This window comes from Rahnella sp. P4_A8 (assembly GCF_056402435.1).
In genome coordinates, this window is record NZ_JBFUHK010000023.1 from 1 (window position 1) to 16,193 (window position 16,193).

Sequence of the window (16,193 nt, forward strand, 5' to 3'; positions counted from 1 at the left end):
TCCGTTCAGGTCACCCTGTTTCTCGTCCGACTTACCGTATTTCTGATGCACATAACTGGCTTTCACAAAAACATCTTTGTTGATATTCCAGGTCAGGCTGGTAAATGGCGAAAGCCTGGATTTCGGCTCCAGCCAGACCCCTCCCTGATTGCTGTGCGTCCAGGTTTTAATCGGATACAGCGCACCGCCTTCCAGACTCAGACGTGAATCTGCGGTCATTTGCCAGTTCGCCCCCAGTGACGCTTTGGCGTAAGGCTGCAAAGACACTTCAACGGCGGTGTACTGCCGGGTGGTGTTTTGTGAGGCAATATACACATCGTCAGAGCGGATATTTCGCACCCACGCCTGGCCGCCGACAGCGCCTTTCATATCGAAAGACACACTGTCGGATGCCCGGTAACGGTAGCCACGGGTCATGTCCGCGCTGTAGCCGGTGTAATAGGTTTTGCCCTTCAGCGAGCCGTTCGCCACGTTGGCCTGATCGTCCAGCGTACTGCCTTTATAACGGACGATCCCGAACATCACGCTCATGTCCCAGGCTTTTAATAAGCCGCTTTGGGTATCGAGATAGTTATTGGATCCGAAATTAACGCGCAGGCGCGGGCCATGTTCAGCAACATATTTACCGTCCATATTACTGACGGATTCGTCCCACTTGTAATATTCGGCACCATAACTCACATAGTGCCGCATCCCTTCGGTATTGCTGCTCAACAAACTTTCCCCGGCCCGGGAAACCCCGGAAACCAATAAAGAACTCGCGACCAGCAAGCTGGATACGGTCTTTAATTTAATCATTTTCATGTTTTATTTCTACTTACGGGTRGATGGAGCTGGTTGCTTAGTAAGCAATAAGGGGATGCTAATGTCAGGAGGGGGATAATTAAAGTTATTTATCTGTTTTTAGTAAAAAAACGATCTTTTGATCTGTCATAAGCTAAATTATTGGTTATATAACAATTTTGTTTGACTTAATATCTGTATATTATTTCTGTAATTTGGCTTAAATATCAGATCCTTCATCGTTAAATTTAGCTTAAATAAAGATTTAATGACTGTTTTGATATTAATTTGTCTTAAGGAGTATAGCGGGTATTCATCCATGTAAATATATTTTACTTAAGTAATGCTTATTGAGTTTCAGGCGGGGGAATATTCAATATCAGAATTTGTCTATACAAAAGAAAGGCCGGACATTTCAAAAATGCCCGGCCTTTCCTTTATTCAGCTCTGATCAGACTGACGGCAGATTGCGGCCGTAATAGATTTCCTGCATTTCCTTGTAGAGCAAATCGGTGATTTCTTTACGCTCTTGCGCGCTCAGTTCATCCGGTTTGGCATTAAACAAGTAATGTTTGAGATCGAACTCTTTCAGTAACATCTTGGTATGGAAGATGTTTTCCTGATACACGTTGACGTCCATCATGTCGTACAGTGCTTTCATATCCTGCGACATGAAGTTCTGAATCGAATTGATGGAATGGTCGATGTAGTGTTTAACACCGTTCACGTCGCGGGTGAAACCCCGGACACGGTAATCGATGGTGACGATGTCGGATTCAAGCTGATGAATCAGATAGTTCAGCGCTTTCAGCGGCGAAATCACGCCACAGGTCGAGACTTCAATGTCAGCGCGGAAGGTACACAGCCCGCCTTCGGGATGGCTTTCCGGATAGGTATGCACACAGATATGGCTTTTATCCAGATGCGCGACCACGGAATTCGGCAACGGGCCCGGATGCTCGGTGGTATCGACATCACGCGGGTCCATCGGCTCTTCGCTCACTAAAATCGTCACGCTGGCGCCCTGTGGTTCGTAATCCTGTCGCGCCACGTTGAGGATATTGGCACCGATAATGGAGCAGGTTTCGGTGAGAATTTCCGTCAAACGGTTGGCGTTATATTCTTTGTCAATGTAGGCAATGTAGCCATCACGATCGTCTGCGGTTTTGGCGTAGCAGATATCGTAGATACAAAAACTCAGGCTTTTGGTCAGGTTGTTGAAGCCATGCAGTTTCAGCTTTTGCAATTTAGTTCACCCCCTTATGGATGCTGTATCAGCGTGCGGCTGACAGGGCATTCAGTAAATATTGCGGCAGGGCAAAGCTGCCGTGATGAATCGCCGGATTGTAATAACGGCAAGTTATGTCTGCGGCGTCGAAACGCGCCTGCAAGGTTTTGCTGTCAATCTGGCGATATTCCGGGCTGTTGGTCGCCCAGGCAAAGGTCATGATGCCGCCGTAATAGGTCGGGATCGCGGCCTGATAGAAACTGACATCACTGAAATAGTGGCTCAGTTTGGTGTGGCTGTTCACCGCTTCATCCTGCTGGAGGAAGCACACGCCATTTTGTGCCACGAAAATGCCGCCCGGATTGAGGCAACGGGCACAACCTTCGTAGAATGCCGACGTAAACAGGCTTTCTCCGGGACCGATGGGATCGGTGCAGTCGGAGATGATCACGTCGAAGGTTTCAGTGGTCTGATTAACGAAGTTCACGCCGTCGTCGATCACCAGTTTGAAACGCGGATCGTCATAAGAACCGGCATTATGGTTGGGCAGATACTGGCGGCAAAACTCCACCACGCCGGCATCAATTTCCACCATCGTGATCGACTCCACGCCTTTGTGGCGAGACACTTCGCGCAGCATTGCGCCGTCGCCGCCACCAATGATCAGCACCTTGCGGGCGCTGCCGTGGGCGAACAACGGGACGTGGGTCAGCATTTCGTGGTAAATGAATTCATCACGCTCGGTGGTTTGCACCACGCCGTCGAGCGCCATCACGCGACCCAGCGCCGCGTTCTCGAAAATCACCAGATCCTGATGATCGGTTTTCTCACGGTATAGCTCTTTATCGACGCTGAAGTACTGGCCAAAATGGGCGTGCAGCGTCTCATACCATATTTCTTTGGATGACGAGTTCCGGGACATGTCGTTGTTTCTCCTGATCAATCGCAGCCATAAAAATGGGCGCACATGATAGCTAACTCTGCCTGTCCATGCACGGTTGAATTTCAGACAGGTAAATGTAGATTAAGTGTAGACGAGGCAGGCGTGGTGCGAAAAATCGGGGGACAGGGGGAAAGAAAACAGGCTCCGGCATCAGAATGACGGAGCACACGGCTGAAAAACGGCTGACAGGATTCAGTTGGTGTAGGCCAGTAAACTCAGCGAGTCGCGGGCCAGAGACTTACATTTTGTCGGTTTAGGCACGGCGATCCCACTCAGATCACGGTAGCTTTCTTCGCCCATCGACTGCATGTTAAAGCTGTTGTAATTGCTCAGGTCCCAGCGGTTTTGCTGGGCGAAAAACACGATAGCCCGTTTGATTTGGGTGTTCGGCAGTTGTTCGTAACCGCAGTTATTTTTCAGATAAACGAAGACTGCCGTCAGATCCGCCAGATCTTCCGCTTCTGATTCACTCAGCGCCTGACTGGCGGAGGAGAAACCGAGCAGCGACAGTAATAACAAACACAGTGTTGTTTTTTTCATGGGTGTGTTCTTGTTCTTGTAGATTGAAAGTCAGAAGGACTTGGCTCACAGGCAGTTAAAAGGACGTTACCATATTTGCACTGAGCGGCACCAAATTTCTTTTACCGCTGAACCGCTTGACCTTCCCCTTAGGGGAAGGGATAGGCTGTCGTACTATTATGGCACGCCTGCGCCATCTGTCTGGTTATCACCCTTCAAAAGGACCGAAAAATGAACCGACGCGATTTCGTGAAGTGGACGACCCTGATGGGCGCCGCCAGTATGCTGCCCGGCTGGAGCCGCTTCGCGCTCGCCGCTGACCGCCCGGCATTGCCCATCCCGGCGTTACTCGAACCGGATATCCGCAGCGCCATTACGCTCACATTACAGCGCGGGCAGAGCCAGTTTCTGCCTGGCGTGAACACTGAAACCTGGGGCGTAAACGGTAATCTTCTCGGCCCCGCGTTGCGTATCCGTCGTGGGAAACCGGTCAGCGTCACCATCAATAACCGGCTGGATGTGGCCAGCACCGTTCACTGGCACGGGCTGGAAATTCCCGGTGACGTGGATGGCGGGCCGCAGGGATTAATCGAACCCGGCCAGAATCGCAAAGTCAGTTTGCAACTTGATCAACCCGCATCGACCTGCTGGTTCCACCCGCATCCGCATCAGACCAGCGGTTATCAGGTGGCGATGGGGCTCGCCGGGCTGGTACTGATCGAAGATGAAAGCAGTGACCTGTTGCAGATCCCAAAACGCTGGGGCGTGGATGATATTCCGGTCATTTTGCAGGATAAGCGCCTGAACGACGCCGGTAAAATCGATTATCAGATGGACGTCATGACCGCCGCCGTCGGCTGGTTCGGGCAACACATGCTGACCAACGGCGCGGTGTATCCGCAGCACGGAATTTCCCGTGGCTGGGTACGTTTTCGTTTACTCAATGGCTGTAATGCACGCTCGCTGCATATCGCCACCAGCGATCAGCGGCCGATGTATGTCATCGCCAGTGACGGCGGTTTCCTGCCTGAGCCGGTGAAAGTCAGCGATTTGCCGCTGCTGATGGGCGAGCGTTTTGAAGTGCTGATTGATTGCAGCGACGGCAAAGCCTTTGATCTGGTCACGCTGCCGGTGAAGCAAATGGGCATGACGCTGGCACCGTTCGACAAACCGTTGCCGGTGTTACGCATTCAGCCGACGCTGACCCAAAGCGGCAGTTCATTGCCGGACACGCTGGTGCCGCTTCCGGCGCTGGTGTCAGTGGATAATCTGCCGACCCGCTGGCTGCAACTGATGATGGATCCGCAGCTTGATCAGCAGGGTATGGCGGCGCTGATGAAACGTTATGGCCACAAGGCGATGGCCGGCATGAGCATGGATCACGGCGGGGGCGGGATGGCCGCAATGCCGGGTATGTCCGGTTCCGGTCACGACGGTCATGGCGGTATGGCAGGAATGGCAGGAATGGACATGAGTCAATCGTCCGGTGGTTATGATTTCATGCAGGGCAACAAAATTAACGGCAAAGCCTACGACATGAACCTGCCCGCTTTCGATGTGAAACAAGGCCAGTATGAGAAATGGACCCTTTCGGGCGAAGGCGACATGATGCTGCATCCTTTCCATATCCACGGCACACAGTTCCGTATTCTTTCTGAAAACGGTCAGCCGGTCGCGCCCCATCGTCAGGGCTGGAAGGACATCGTGCGCGTTGAAGGCGCCCGCAGCGAAGTGCTGGTGCGCTTTAATCATCTGGCGGATAAACAACATGCTTACATGGCGCACTGTCATCTGCTGGAACACGAAGACACCGGCATGATGCTCGGCTTTACGGTATCCGCGTGATCCGGTTTACTGCTTTCCTTTCTGTAATTTCTTAAAAATCAGCGGCCGGGGGCGATCCTCCGGCCCGCGTCTTTCCTTTCCCTCCCGTTTCTTTCTTTGCCTGTGCTACTCCTTCGAATATATATCTTTCAATTTGAAAGATTAAACTTTCAAAATGTGATCAATATATAATTAATATAAATTCAATATGATTATATTTTCAGCGTGGAGTAACAAAACATGAAAGCTTAAACCCACGTATCCCTACAGGAGAAGATGATGATCGATGTAATAACGCACGGTGCCGAGTGGTTTATCGGCCTGTTTCAAAAAGGGGGAGAGGTGTTTGTCGGCATGGTCACCGGCATTCTGCCTCTCTTAATTAGTTTGCTGGTCGTCATGAACGCGCTGATCGTGTTTGTCGGACAGCGGCGGATCGAACGTCTGGCGCAGCGTTGTGCCGGAAATCCGGTTTCACGTTATCTGCTGTTACCGGTGATTGGCACCTTTGTTTTCTGCAATCCGATGACCCTCAGCCTCGGGCGTTTTATGCCTGAAATCTACAAACCCAGCTATTACGCCGCAGGCTCCTACAGCTGCCATTCCATGAACGGACTCTTCCCGCATATTAACCCCGGCGAACTGTTTGTGTATCTCGGCGTTGCCAGCGGACTGACCACGCTGGGATTACCGCTCGGGCCGCTGGCCGTCAGTTATTTCCTGGTCGGTATGGTGACTAACTTCTTCCGCGGCTGGGTAACGGATCTCACCACCCGCATCTTTGAACGCAAGATGGGCATTCAGCTTGATCGTGAGGTTCAGTTGTAATCAGGTTCAATTCTAATCAGGTCAAATTCTAAAAAGCGGAGCAGAAAATGAGCGTTACGATTCGCATTAACCGGGGTGAAGGTGGCTGGGGTGGTCCGTTGCTGATTGAGGCGGTGCCCGGCAAAAAAGTGATGTATATCACGGCGGGCACGCGCCCGGCGATTGTCGACAAGCTGGCAGAACTGACCGGCTGGGAAACGGTAGACGGTTTTAAAGAAGGTGAGCCACCGGCAGAGGAAATCGGTGTGGCGGTAATCGACTGTGGCGGCACGCTGCGCTGCGGCATCTACCCAAAGCGACGCATCCCGACGGTTAATATCCATTCGACCGGTAAATCCGGCCCGCTGGCACAATTTATTACCGAAGACATTTATGTTTCCGGTGTCCGTGAGCATGACATCGTGCTGGAAAGCGCAGAGGCGGCTGAGCCGGTAAGCGCAGCGGCTAAACCCGCACCGGCTGCGGCAGGACGCGACTACGACACCACTAAAAAAATTACCGAACAAAGCGACGGCCTGCTGGCGAAAGTCGGGATGGGGATGGGCTCCGGCGTAGCCGTTTTATTCCAGGCCGGGCGCGACACCATCGACACCGTGCTCAAAACCATCCTGCCATTTATGGCGTTCGTGGCGGCGCTGATCGGCATCATTATGGCCTCCGGGCTGGGTGATCTGGTGGCGCACGGGCTGACGCCGCTGGCGAAAAGCCCGGTCGGGCTGGTGATGCTGGCGCTGATCTGTTCCTTCCCGTTGCTTTCTCCTTTCCTCGGCCCGGGCGCGGTGATTGCGCAGGTTATCGGCGTGCTGGTGGGGGTGCAGATCGGGCTGGGCAATATCCCGCCACATCTGGCGCTGCCTGCACTTTTCGCCATCAACGCTCAGGCGGCGTGCGATTTCATTCCTGTCGGACTTTCGCTCGCCGAAGCCAAACAGGACACCGTGCGTGTCGGCGTGCCTTCGGTGCTGGTCAGCCGTTTTCTGACCGGCGCACCGACGGTACTTATCGCCTGGGCCGCTTCCGCTTTCATTTACCAGTAAGGAGTCACTGTGCAAACCATTTATCAAACCACTATTACGCAAATCGGCGATTTCGCCCGTGAAGCCTTAACCGACCAGATGCTGATCACCTTCCGTGAAGGGGCGCCAGCGGATATTCAGGATTATTGCTTCATTCACCAGCCCGGGAAAATGGAAGGGGAATTGCATCGTGGCGCGTATATGGAACTGGCTGATGTGCGTTATCCGGTGACCGCCGTGGGAGAGGTGGCGATGCAAAATCTGCGCGAGCTGGGGCATATCACCCTGCGTTTTGACGGCAGTGCCGAGGCTGAGTTTCCCGGCAGCGTACATGTAAAAGGCACCACGCCCGACGATATTCCGCTGGGCAGCGTATTGAAATTTATCGATTAACTATCAGAGTCAGGAGTCAGTTATGGAACAGGTTGCAGTCGTGATCGGCGGGGGGCAGACGCTGGGCGCATTTCTCTGTCAGGGGCTGGCTGAATCCGGCTATCGCGTGGCGGTGGCGGATTTGAATGAGAAGAATGCCGCATCGGTGGCAGAGCAGATTAACCGGCAGTTTGGCGAGGAAAGGGCGTTCGGATTTGCAGTCGATGCCACCAATGAAGCCAGCGTAGAACAACTGGCGAAAGCGGTGGATCAGACGTTCGGCAGGGTCAGTTTACTGGTATACAGCGCAGGGATGGCGAAGGCATCGCCAATCACGGATTTTGCCCTCAACGACTTTGATCTCTCGTTGCAGGTCAATCTGGTGGGATATTTCCTTTGCGCCCGTGAGTTTTCGCGCCTGATGATCCGCGACCGTATTCCGGGACGCATTATTCAGATCAACTCCAAATCCGGCAAAGTGGGCAGCAAACATAATGCCGGTTACAGCGCGGCCAAATTCGGCGGCGTGGGGCTGACACAGTCTCTGGCGCTGGATCTGGCAGAGTACGGTATTACCGTGCATTCGCTGATGCTGGGCAATTTACTCAAATCGCCGATGTTCCAGTCATTATTACCGCAATACGCCAAAAAACTGGGCATTCAGGCCGATGAAGTCGAGCAGTATTACATCGATAAAGTGCCGCTGAAACGCGGGTGCGACTATCAGGATGTGCTGGATATGCTGCTGTTTTATGCCAGCGATAAAGCCTCGTATTGTACTGGTCAGTCGATCAATATCACCGGCGGTCAGGTGATGTTCTGATGTGTTCCGCCTCTGTTATGCAGGGGCGGATTACTCTGTCATTAACAACATCATGTTATTAACAACATCATGTTAAGGAGAAAATAATGACCCCGACTGCGGCATTAATATTCTGTGCGGTGCTGGCCTGGGTGGCACAAATCGCGCTCGGCTGGTGGCAGTTACAGCGCTTTAACCGGGCATTCGACAGATTGTGTTTACAGGGAAATGTGGGCGTCGGGCGTTCCGGCGGACGTTTCAAACCGAGAGTGGTACTGGCGCTGGCTTTCGATAAACAAGAAAAAGTCTGTGACGGCTTTTTACTGCGCGGCCTGACGATTTTCGCCCGCCCCCGGCCGGTAACGTCGCTTAATGGCATGAGCCGGGAACAATTGATGACAGGTGTGATCTTCCCGAAAGATCCGAATATTCAAACTGCACTATCATTAGCGATTGAACCGAAATCATGATATTTTCACTTTAAAAGCTATTATCTTTCAAAAAGAATGATGGCTGTGAATTTATCTTAAAATTTGAGCGAAAATCGTGATGAAACCTAAGCAACGGCAGGCGGCGATACTGGAGCATTTACAGCAATTTGGAAAGACGGCGGTGGACGATCTCGCCGCGCATTTCGCCACAACCGGCACCACTATCCGCAAAGATCTCACCCTGCTGGAAGAAGAGGGTGCAGTAATCCGCACTTACGGCGGTGTGGTGCTCAGCCGTGAAGAAGGCGACCAGCCTATCGACCGTAAAACCCACATTAATACCGGAAAAAAATTGCGCATTGCCCGCGCAGCTATTCAGGAAATTCAGGACGGCGACTCGCTGATTTTTGATGCGGGCAGCACCGTGATGCAGATGGTGCCTTTCCTCAGTCAGTTTAATAACATCACCGTCATGACCAACAGCCTGCATATCGTCAATGCGCTGGTGGAACTGGATAATGACCAGACCATCCTGATGCCGGGCGGCACCTATCGCAAAAAATCCTCCTCCTTCCACGGCAGTCTGGCCGAAAGCGCGTTTGATAAATTCAATTTCGACAAACTGTTTATCGGCGCAGATGGCGTCGATCTCGACGGCGGTGTTACCACATTCAACGAAGTTCACGGCGTCAGTCAGGCGATGTGTAAAGCGGCTGAGCGTATTTTCCTGCTGGTGGATTCGTCAAAATTTGGCCGCAAAAGCCCGAATGTGGTGTGCCACTTAGGCAAGGTCGATACGCTGATCACCGACAGCGGGCTTAGCAGCCAATACCGCGATGCCATCGAAAAATTGGGGATCCGCATTATTCTGGTCGGGGAAGACGATGAGTGACGCATTACTGAATTACGTATCTGAAAAATGGTGCTTTTGGGATAAAAAATATCGCGGTATCTAATGATTAAGTTTAGCTGACCCGGTTACACAGGAAGCTGACACCAGCGCTACTCATCGGCGGGTTCTTTGATATAATCCTTTCCACTATATGGTCGCTGTTTTTCTGAAAAACAGCGATAAGTATTCTTAAATCAGGTGGTTAGTCTTTATATGAAACATCGTGTTGACGTCATGATTTCCGAAGAGGAAGTCAAAACCCGAATTGCCGAGTTGGGCCGTGAAATCACCGAACACTACCGCGACAGCGGCAGCGAAATGGTGCTGGTTGGATTGCTGCGCGGTTCTTTCATGTTTATGGCTGACCTGTGTCGCGCCGTGGACGTGCCGCACGAAGTGGATTTCATGACTGCCTCCAGTTATGGCAACGGCATGTCTACCACCCGCGACGTTAAGATTCTCAAAGATCTCGACGAAGACATTCGCGGTAAAGATGTGTTGATCGTCGAAGACATTATCGACTCCGGCAATACGCTGAGCAAAGTGCGTGAAATCCTGCAACTGCGTGGCCCGAAATCTCTGGCCATTTGTACCCTGCTGGATAAACCCGAGCGCCGCGAAGTGGACGTAAAAGTCGAATACGTCGGTTTCCCGATCCCCGACGAATTCGTTGTCGGCTACGGCATCGACTACGCCCAGCGTTATCGCCATCTGCCGTATGTTGGTAAGGTTGTGATGCTGGACGAGTAAAGTTCGGCTGCGCCCCGCACAGCAGTTAATTAAAAACGGCCTTCAGATTTGGAGGCCGTTTTTTTATATTCATTTCAAATAATAAATAATCTATTCAACTTATCTGCTTGATATCCGGTAAAATTGAAACTTCTGCTTTTTAGGTATAGGTTATTTTTAATATTTACATGGATTATTATAGTTTCATATAATGCATGTCAGTTAATGGAATAAATAAGTTAATGAAAATAATCAGGGATGAAAAGATAAAAACTAGATACAGTTGAGGAACTTAATGGTACTTATTTCTATGCAGGAAAATCGAACCTGACTGCAGGAGAATTATTTTTCATGATTTGCTGTGAAAATGTCATTAATAAAAAATCCTTGCGGGTACTGCATGCAGTTCTTCTCCATAAAGCCGGGGTTGGAATTCATTGGTTTTCCCAGGAAAATAACTTCAAGTAACCTCCTCATTTACCGTCGTTACGATTTCAGGCTCAAAGCGACCTCTGCGTCTGCAAAAATGTTGCCTGGTTGAGTAAAGTAAGAGGGTAGAAAGAGGAGGTAACTAAATCATAGTGCTATAACCTCAGTGCCTTATATTACAAAAAAATATTTTAAACTAAATCAGCGGGTTCTTTTTCCTCCAAATATAGTTATCCTTGTTTTTTATTCTGAAAAATAACCATGGCATAACCCAGGCAAGTAAGAATAAAGGTATCGCTAAAATGACAGATAGATTAACAAAGTTATAGTTTTGGTAGAGTAACAGGATTAAAAGAGCTGAAATAAAAATCAAAATGATCCGTAAATATAAAATTAACTTCCTCGTAGGTCTGTCAATATAGGCCATGATTATTTCAGCACCACAATAAGGACATAGGGTGCTGTTTTCCTTTAATTTACTATCACAGAATCCGCATGTAGCATGCTCATCAACATGATTACTTTTCACGTAAACCTCTCGGACTGACTTTTGCTGTGTATGAATTTTTGCTAAATGTTATTTATTTGATTTTATTATCTTAATTAGTACTCTTTATCTCGAGTGTACTTTACATAATTTCTTTTGAAATTAGCAAGGGGATTTTTCTTGCAAACCGTAAGGGAATATGTGGGGGTTCTGTTAGTTTTTAGTAATGACTTCTTTTACCAAGATTGTTCTTATTTTGAATTTCTATATACAACCCTTATCTGAACAGGGGATAGGTTTTGTAATATAAATTATGGCTAAGACATTTCCTAGTAAGCTTGCCATGTGAATTTTTATTGAATACCTTGCTGACTGCTTCTTAATGCGGCTGAAATAAAAATCGGCAGGGGTAGCGAAAAGAACAGGCCAGGAATTGTAAAAAGCTCATACGCTAATGTTTCTGACTATCCATGCGCTGAGAGAACAAGACATTGTTCTTATTTACACGTTATTTGCTCGCTTGTCTGGCATCCGGTGTCATTTAAACTCATTTTTGTTTCGTAATACTTACTCAGTGCTTTGTTTATGATTAGATTTTCTGGACAGATACAAGTGATACTAATCTCCTCTCCCTGTGTTGAACACCGACAGGCGTCGATTCTCCGTGACTGAGCTTTTAATCAACCCGCAGTTATTGGCAGAACGCCGGGGCGCGCCGGAGACGCTTTTTGCGGTCAAAACCTCCGGGTCAGGGGCAGAAGCAACGATGCGCTATTCTGGTGCGTGCTTATATCTCCGTCGACAATTGAGAACATCAGACTGACAGGTTCAGATACTGTTGAACGGCGCTGAGTAATAAAAAGGCACTAAAAAAGGCACATTTTTGTGCCTTTTGTTTTTTGAATTTCTGTAGAGTAGGGCGGCTTGTTATTGCGGGTCGCCGTTCAGCAAGGCGGAGACGCCCTGACGGTAGCGCTGTTCCAGTGTTTCGCGGCTGGTGGCATCAACTTCTAGGTTGCGCAGACGTCCGTCCAGAATGCCGTAAACCCAGCCGTGCAGCGTGACTTTCTGGCCGCGTTTCCAGGCCGATTGCATCACGGTGGAGTGGCCGAGGTTGTAAACTTGCTCAACCACGTTCAGTTCACATAACTTATCGAGGCGCTTCTCTGGCGACAGTTCGCCCAGCAGGGAACTGTGTTTGTACCAGATGTCCCGGATATGCAACAACCAGTTATTAATCAAACCCAGTTCAGGGTTTTCAACCGCCGACTGCACACCGCCACAGCCGTAGTGACCGCAGATAATCACGTGTTCGACTTCCAGCACGTCGATAGCATATTGCACAACGGACAGGCAGTTAAGGTCGGTGTGGATGACCAGGTTGGCAACGTTACGGTGAACGAACAGTTCGCCTGGCTCAAGCCCTGTCAGGCGCTCGGCGGGAACACGGCTGTCAGAACAGCCAATCCACAGAAAGCGGGGTTTTTGAGATTGGGAAAGCCGCTCAAAGAAACCAGGATCTTCATCAATCATGGTTTTGGACCAGGCTGCGTTATTGCTGATGAGTCTTTCTATGTCATTCATTGATGTTAATAGCCTGTGTTACGAGCTGACTGCGATGGAGTAATATAGGGCAATGCCCCGACTTTTCAAACTGATTCGGCATCTCCGTTTACTCATTCTTACAACAGGGTTTTCACAAGAAGGTACGCTCCCTTTATGAATTATGCATTGGAACTGGAAAAGTTAACCAAAACTTACGCCGGTGGTGTACAGGCTTTGCGTGGAATCGATCTGCGCGTCGAAGCTGGCGATTTTTATGCCCTGCTTGGGCCAAACGGTGCGGGTAAATCCACCACCATTGGCATCATCAGTTCACTGGTCAACAAAACCGCCGGCAAAGTGCAGGTGTTTGGCTATGACATCGATAAAGATATCGTCAACGCTAAACGTCAGCTCGGGCTGGTGCCGCAGGAATTTAACTTCAACCCGTTTGAAACCGTCATGCAGGTGGTGGTTAATCAGGCCGGTTATTACGGCGTGCCACGTCCGCTGGCATTGCAACGTGCTGAAAAATATCTGACGCAGTTGGATCTCTGGGGCAAACGCAACGAGCGTTCGCGCATGCTGTCCGGCGGGATGAAGCGTCGTCTGATGATCGCCCGTGCGCTGATGCACGAGCCAAAATTGCTGATCCTCGATGAGCCAACGGCGGGTGTGGATATCGAATTACGTCGCTCAATGTGGGGCTTCCTGAAAGAGCTGAACGCACAGGGCACGACCATCATTCTGACCACGCACTATCTGGAAGAAGCGGAAATGCTGTGCCGTAACATCGGTATTATTCAGGGCGGCCAGTTGGTGGAAAACACCAGCATGAAGGAACTGCTCTCTAAGCTTAAATCTGAAACTTTCATTCTGGATTTAGGGGCGAAAAGCCCGCTGCCGGTGCTGGAAGGTTATCGCAGTAAGCTGACGGATACGTCAACGCTGGAAGTGGAAGTCATGCGCGAGCAGGGACTGAACTCCCTGTTCAGCCAACTGAGCAAGCAGGGCGTGCAGGTATTGAGTATGCGTAACAAGGCGAACCGTCTGGAAGAGCTGTTTGTCACGCTGGTGAACGGCAGCGAGGAAAAGAAATAATGTCGCAATTGTATTGGGTGGCACTCAAAAGTATCTGGCTGAAAGAGATCAACCGGTTTGGTCGCATCTGGATCCAAACGCTGGTTCCGCCGGTCATCACCATGACCTTATATTTCATCATCTTTGGTAATCTGATCGGCGCACAGATTGGCAACATGCACGGTTTCACCTACATGCAGTTTATCGTGCCGGGGCTTATCATGATGGCGGTGATCACTAACTCCTACGCCAACGTGGCCTCGTCGTTCTTCAGCGCCAAATTCCAGCGCAATATTGAAGAACTGCTGGTGGCTCCGGTGCCGACGCATGTCGTTATTGCCGGTTATGTCGGCGGCGGCGTGGCGCGCGGGATCTGCGTGGGGATCCTGGTCACGGCGATCTCGTTGTTCTTCGTGCCGCTGGTGATCCATTCCTGGTGGATCATTGCGCTGACACTGTTACTGACCGCGATCCTGTTTTCTCTGGGCGGTCTGCTGAACGCCGTGTTTGCAACAACGTTTGACGATATCAGCCTGATCCCGACCTTTGTGCTGACCCCGCTGACTTATCTGGGTGGCGTGTTCTACTCGCTTTCCCTGTTGCCGCCAATCTGGCAGGCGATCTCTAAGCTGAACCCGATCGTCTACATGATCAGCGGTTTCCGTTACGGTTTCCTGGGGATTTCTGACGTGCCGCTGGTGTTTACCATGAGCGTGCTGGTGGCATTTATCGCGGTGTTTTATTGGCTGGCGTGGTACTTGATCGAGCGCGGGCGTGGTCTGAGAAGTTGATTTTTCTGTGCTCCCTCCCCTGCGAAGGGGAGGGCTGGGGTGGGGTATCAAGGTCAAAAACTAAATTCAAAGTGTGCTTTAACTCATTGCTTTGTATTTAAAACCCCCTCCCATCCTCCCCCTTCGCAGGGGAAGGCGTTTTATCAAGCCACCTGAACAGGCACGGCTTTGGCGGTGCGTTTCAGTTGGTTTTCACCTTCGAAATAGGCCACTTTCGGTTTGTGCTGGCGGGCTTGTTCATCTGACATCTGCACGTAAGAACAGATGATCAGCAGATCGCCGACACAGGCACAACGCGCTGCCGCGCCGTTGACCGAAATAATACGCGAACCGCGTTCTGCCGCGATGGCGTATGTCGAGAAACGCTGACCGTTATCAACGTTATAAATATCAATTGCTTCGTATTCCAGAATGCCTGAGGCATCGAGAAAGTCCTGATCGATGGCGCAGGAGCCTTCGTAATGCAAATCTGCCTGAGTTACGTGAACCCGGTGCAGTTTGCCTTGCAGCATTGTACGTACCATTGCGTGTGACCCTTCGTGCGTAAATAGTCTGGGAACCCGCCGGTCTGACATAGCCAAATACTGATGTTTTCCGGCGGCCAACATAGTTGCCGATTTGACCTGCGCTGTCTACTGCGTCAGATCAACCTCCTGATTATCAATCAGTCTGGCTTTACCCAGCCAGGCCGCCATCAGGATCACCGCAGATGTACTGTCGACGGACAACTCCTGCAAGGTTTTCGCATCACGGATAAACAGTTCGTCCGGCGTGAAACCCGCTTCGCGAAGTTGCTGCGCGGTTTCCTGCAACATTTCATCGACATGGCGCTCGCCCTGGCTCAGCCGTTCAGCCAGCGCATTCATGATTTTGTTAAGCTGGGGTGCGAGTTTACGTTCCTCGGCAGTCAGATAGCCGTTGCGTGAACTCAGTGCCAGACCGTCTTTAGCGCGCACAATTGGCACGCCCACTATCTCAATATCGTAGCCCATGTCTTCCACCATGGTGCGCAGCAGCGCCAGTTGCTGGAAGTCTTTTTGCCCGAAACAGGCCACCTGCGGCTGCACCAGATTGAACAGTTTGCTGACGATGGTGGAGACGCCACGGAAATGTCCCGGACGGCTCGCACCTTCCAGAATGGTGGAAATCACTGGCACATCAACCTGTGTTTGGATCGCCAGACCTTTCGGATAGACTTCTGCCGGTGACGGCGCAAATACCAGATCCACGCCGCGTTTGTTCAGCTTCTCACAGTCTTCCTGCAAGGTGCGCGGATAACGCTCGAGGTCATCCGGGCGCTCGAACTGCATCGGGTTGACGAAAATACTCACCACGACCACATCGCCGCGGGCTTTGGCTTCTTCCACCAGCGTCATATGGCCTTCGTGCAGATTGCCCATGGTCGGCACCAGCGCGATACGTTTGTTATTCTTACGAAAATCCCGGATTTCGCGACGCAGCAGCGCCACGCTGTCAATTATCAACACCAGCCTTCTC

General features: G+C 50.7%; 17 protein-coding genes and 1 pseudogene. 11 read left to right on the plus strand and 7 right to left on the minus strand.

What is annotated here, in order from left to right; genetic code table 11:
- The 4 genes from AC1DUO_RS13410 to AC1DUO_RS13425 all read right to left on the minus strand — a co-directional run.
- The coding region (locus tag AC1DUO_RS13410) for a hypothetical protein (protein ID WP_477987605.1) at window positions 1–714 on the minus strand (714 nt) is incomplete at its 3' end.
- Window positions 715–1,234: 520 nt separating this feature from the next.
- Window positions 1,235–2,029 carry an adenosylmethionine decarboxylase gene (speD, locus tag AC1DUO_RS13415; protein ID WP_013576969.1) on the minus strand — a complete coding sequence of 265 codons (795 nt, stop codon included), beginning with the start codon at window positions 2,027–2,029 and terminating at the stop codon, window positions 1,235–1,237.
- A gap of 28 nt (window positions 2,030–2,057) precedes the next feature.
- Entirely contained in the window at window positions 2,058–2,933 is an 876-nt protein-coding gene (gene speE, locus AC1DUO_RS13420) for a polyamine aminopropyltransferase (protein WP_013576968.1), read from the minus strand.
- 213 nt (window positions 2,934–3,146) lie between these two features.
- On the minus strand, window positions 3,147–3,494 hold the full coding sequence (locus AC1DUO_RS13425) for a YacC family pilotin-like protein (protein WP_013576967.1): 348 nt from the start codon (window positions 3,492–3,494) through the stop codon (window positions 3,147–3,149).
- 210 nt (window positions 3,495–3,704) lie between these two features.
- On the opposite strand from AC1DUO_RS13425, the gene cueO reads away from it, so the two are divergent.
- The 9 genes and pseudogenes from cueO to AC1DUO_RS13470 all read left to right on the plus strand — a co-directional run.
- Window positions 3,705–5,318, plus strand: coding sequence for a multicopper oxidase CueO (gene cueO / locus AC1DUO_RS13430; RefSeq protein WP_119262090.1), 1,614 nt, complete (start codon window positions 3,705–3,707; stop codon window positions 5,316–5,318).
- A 258-nt stretch (window positions 5,319–5,576) separates the two neighbouring features.
- Window positions 5,577–6,125 (plus strand): PTS glucitol/sorbitol transporter subunit IIC, encoded by a 549-nt coding sequence (gene srlA, locus AC1DUO_RS13435; RefSeq protein WP_013576965.1) that lies wholly within the window; start codon window positions 5,577–5,579, stop codon window positions 6,123–6,125.
- A gap of 47 nt (window positions 6,126–6,172) precedes the next feature.
- A complete protein-coding gene (gene srlE, locus AC1DUO_RS13440; protein ID WP_013576964.1) occupies window positions 6,173–7,162 on the plus strand; it encodes a PTS glucitol/sorbitol transporter subunit IIB in 990 nt (329 codons plus the stop codon).
- Between the two features lie 9 nt (window positions 7,163–7,171).
- The gene (gene srlB / locus AC1DUO_RS13445) at window positions 7,172–7,534 is read left to right on the plus strand and encodes a PTS glucitol/sorbitol transporter subunit IIA (protein WP_013576963.1); all 363 of its coding nucleotides are present in this window, start codon (window positions 7,172–7,174) and stop codon (window positions 7,532–7,534) included.
- Window positions 7,535–7,556: 22 nt separating this feature from the next.
- Window positions 7,557–8,336, plus strand: a complete 780-nt coding sequence (srlD, locus tag AC1DUO_RS13450) for a sorbitol-6-phosphate dehydrogenase (RefSeq protein WP_013576962.1) — start codon at window positions 7,557–7,559, stop codon at window positions 8,334–8,336.
- Between the two features lie 86 nt (window positions 8,337–8,422).
- On the plus strand, window positions 8,423–8,785 hold the full coding sequence (gene gutM, locus AC1DUO_RS13455; protein WP_013576961.1) for a transcriptional regulator GutM: 363 nt from the start codon (window positions 8,423–8,425) through the stop codon (window positions 8,783–8,785).
- Window positions 8,786–8,864: 79 nt separating this feature from the next.
- A complete protein-coding gene (gene srlR / locus AC1DUO_RS13460; RefSeq protein WP_013576960.1) occupies window positions 8,865–9,638 on the plus strand; it encodes a glucitol operon DNA-binding transcriptional repressor SrlR in 774 nt (257 codons plus the stop codon).
- Between the two features lie 213 nt (window positions 9,639–9,851).
- Window positions 9,852–10,388 (plus strand): hypoxanthine phosphoribosyltransferase, encoded by a 537-nt coding sequence (gene hpt, locus AC1DUO_RS13465; protein ID WP_013576959.1) that lies wholly within the window; start codon window positions 9,852–9,854, stop codon window positions 10,386–10,388.
- 252 nt (window positions 10,389–10,640) lie between these two features.
- Window positions 10,641–10,757, plus strand: a pseudogene (locus AC1DUO_RS13470) (STM2901 family protein); the annotation flags it as partial.
- A 1,453-nt stretch (window positions 10,758–12,210) separates the two neighbouring features.
- Here AC1DUO_RS13470 and can read toward each other — a convergent pair.
- A complete protein-coding gene (can, locus tag AC1DUO_RS13475; RefSeq protein ID WP_013576954.1) occupies window positions 12,211–12,867 on the minus strand; it encodes a carbonate dehydratase in 657 nt (218 codons plus the stop codon).
- Between the two features lie 135 nt (window positions 12,868–13,002).
- Here can and AC1DUO_RS13480 point away from each other — a divergent pair, with 135 nt between their 5' ends.
- Window positions 13,003–13,926, plus strand: a complete 924-nt coding sequence (locus tag AC1DUO_RS13480) for an ABC transporter ATP-binding protein (RefSeq protein ID WP_013576953.1) — start codon at window positions 13,003–13,005, stop codon at window positions 13,924–13,926.
- Window positions 13,926–14,696 carry an ABC transporter permease gene (locus AC1DUO_RS13485; RefSeq protein WP_013576952.1) on the plus strand — a complete coding sequence of 257 codons (771 nt, stop codon included), beginning with the start codon at window positions 13,926–13,928 and terminating at the stop codon, window positions 14,694–14,696. The genes AC1DUO_RS13480 and AC1DUO_RS13485 overlap by 1 nt, the downstream gene beginning before the upstream one ends.
- 143 nt (window positions 14,697–14,839) lie before the next feature.
- On the opposite strand, the gene panD is transcribed toward AC1DUO_RS13485, so the two are convergent.
- Entirely contained in the window at window positions 14,840–15,220 is a 381-nt protein-coding gene (gene panD, locus AC1DUO_RS13490; protein ID WP_013576951.1) for an aspartate 1-decarboxylase, read from the minus strand.
- Between the two features lie 108 nt (window positions 15,221–15,328).
- Complete coding sequence (gene panC, locus AC1DUO_RS13495) at window positions 15,329–16,183, minus strand: pantoate--beta-alanine ligase (protein ID WP_119262089.1); 855 nt, start codon at window positions 16,181–16,183, stop codon at window positions 15,329–15,331.
- Between the last annotated feature and the right edge of the window lie 10 nt (window positions 16,184–16,193).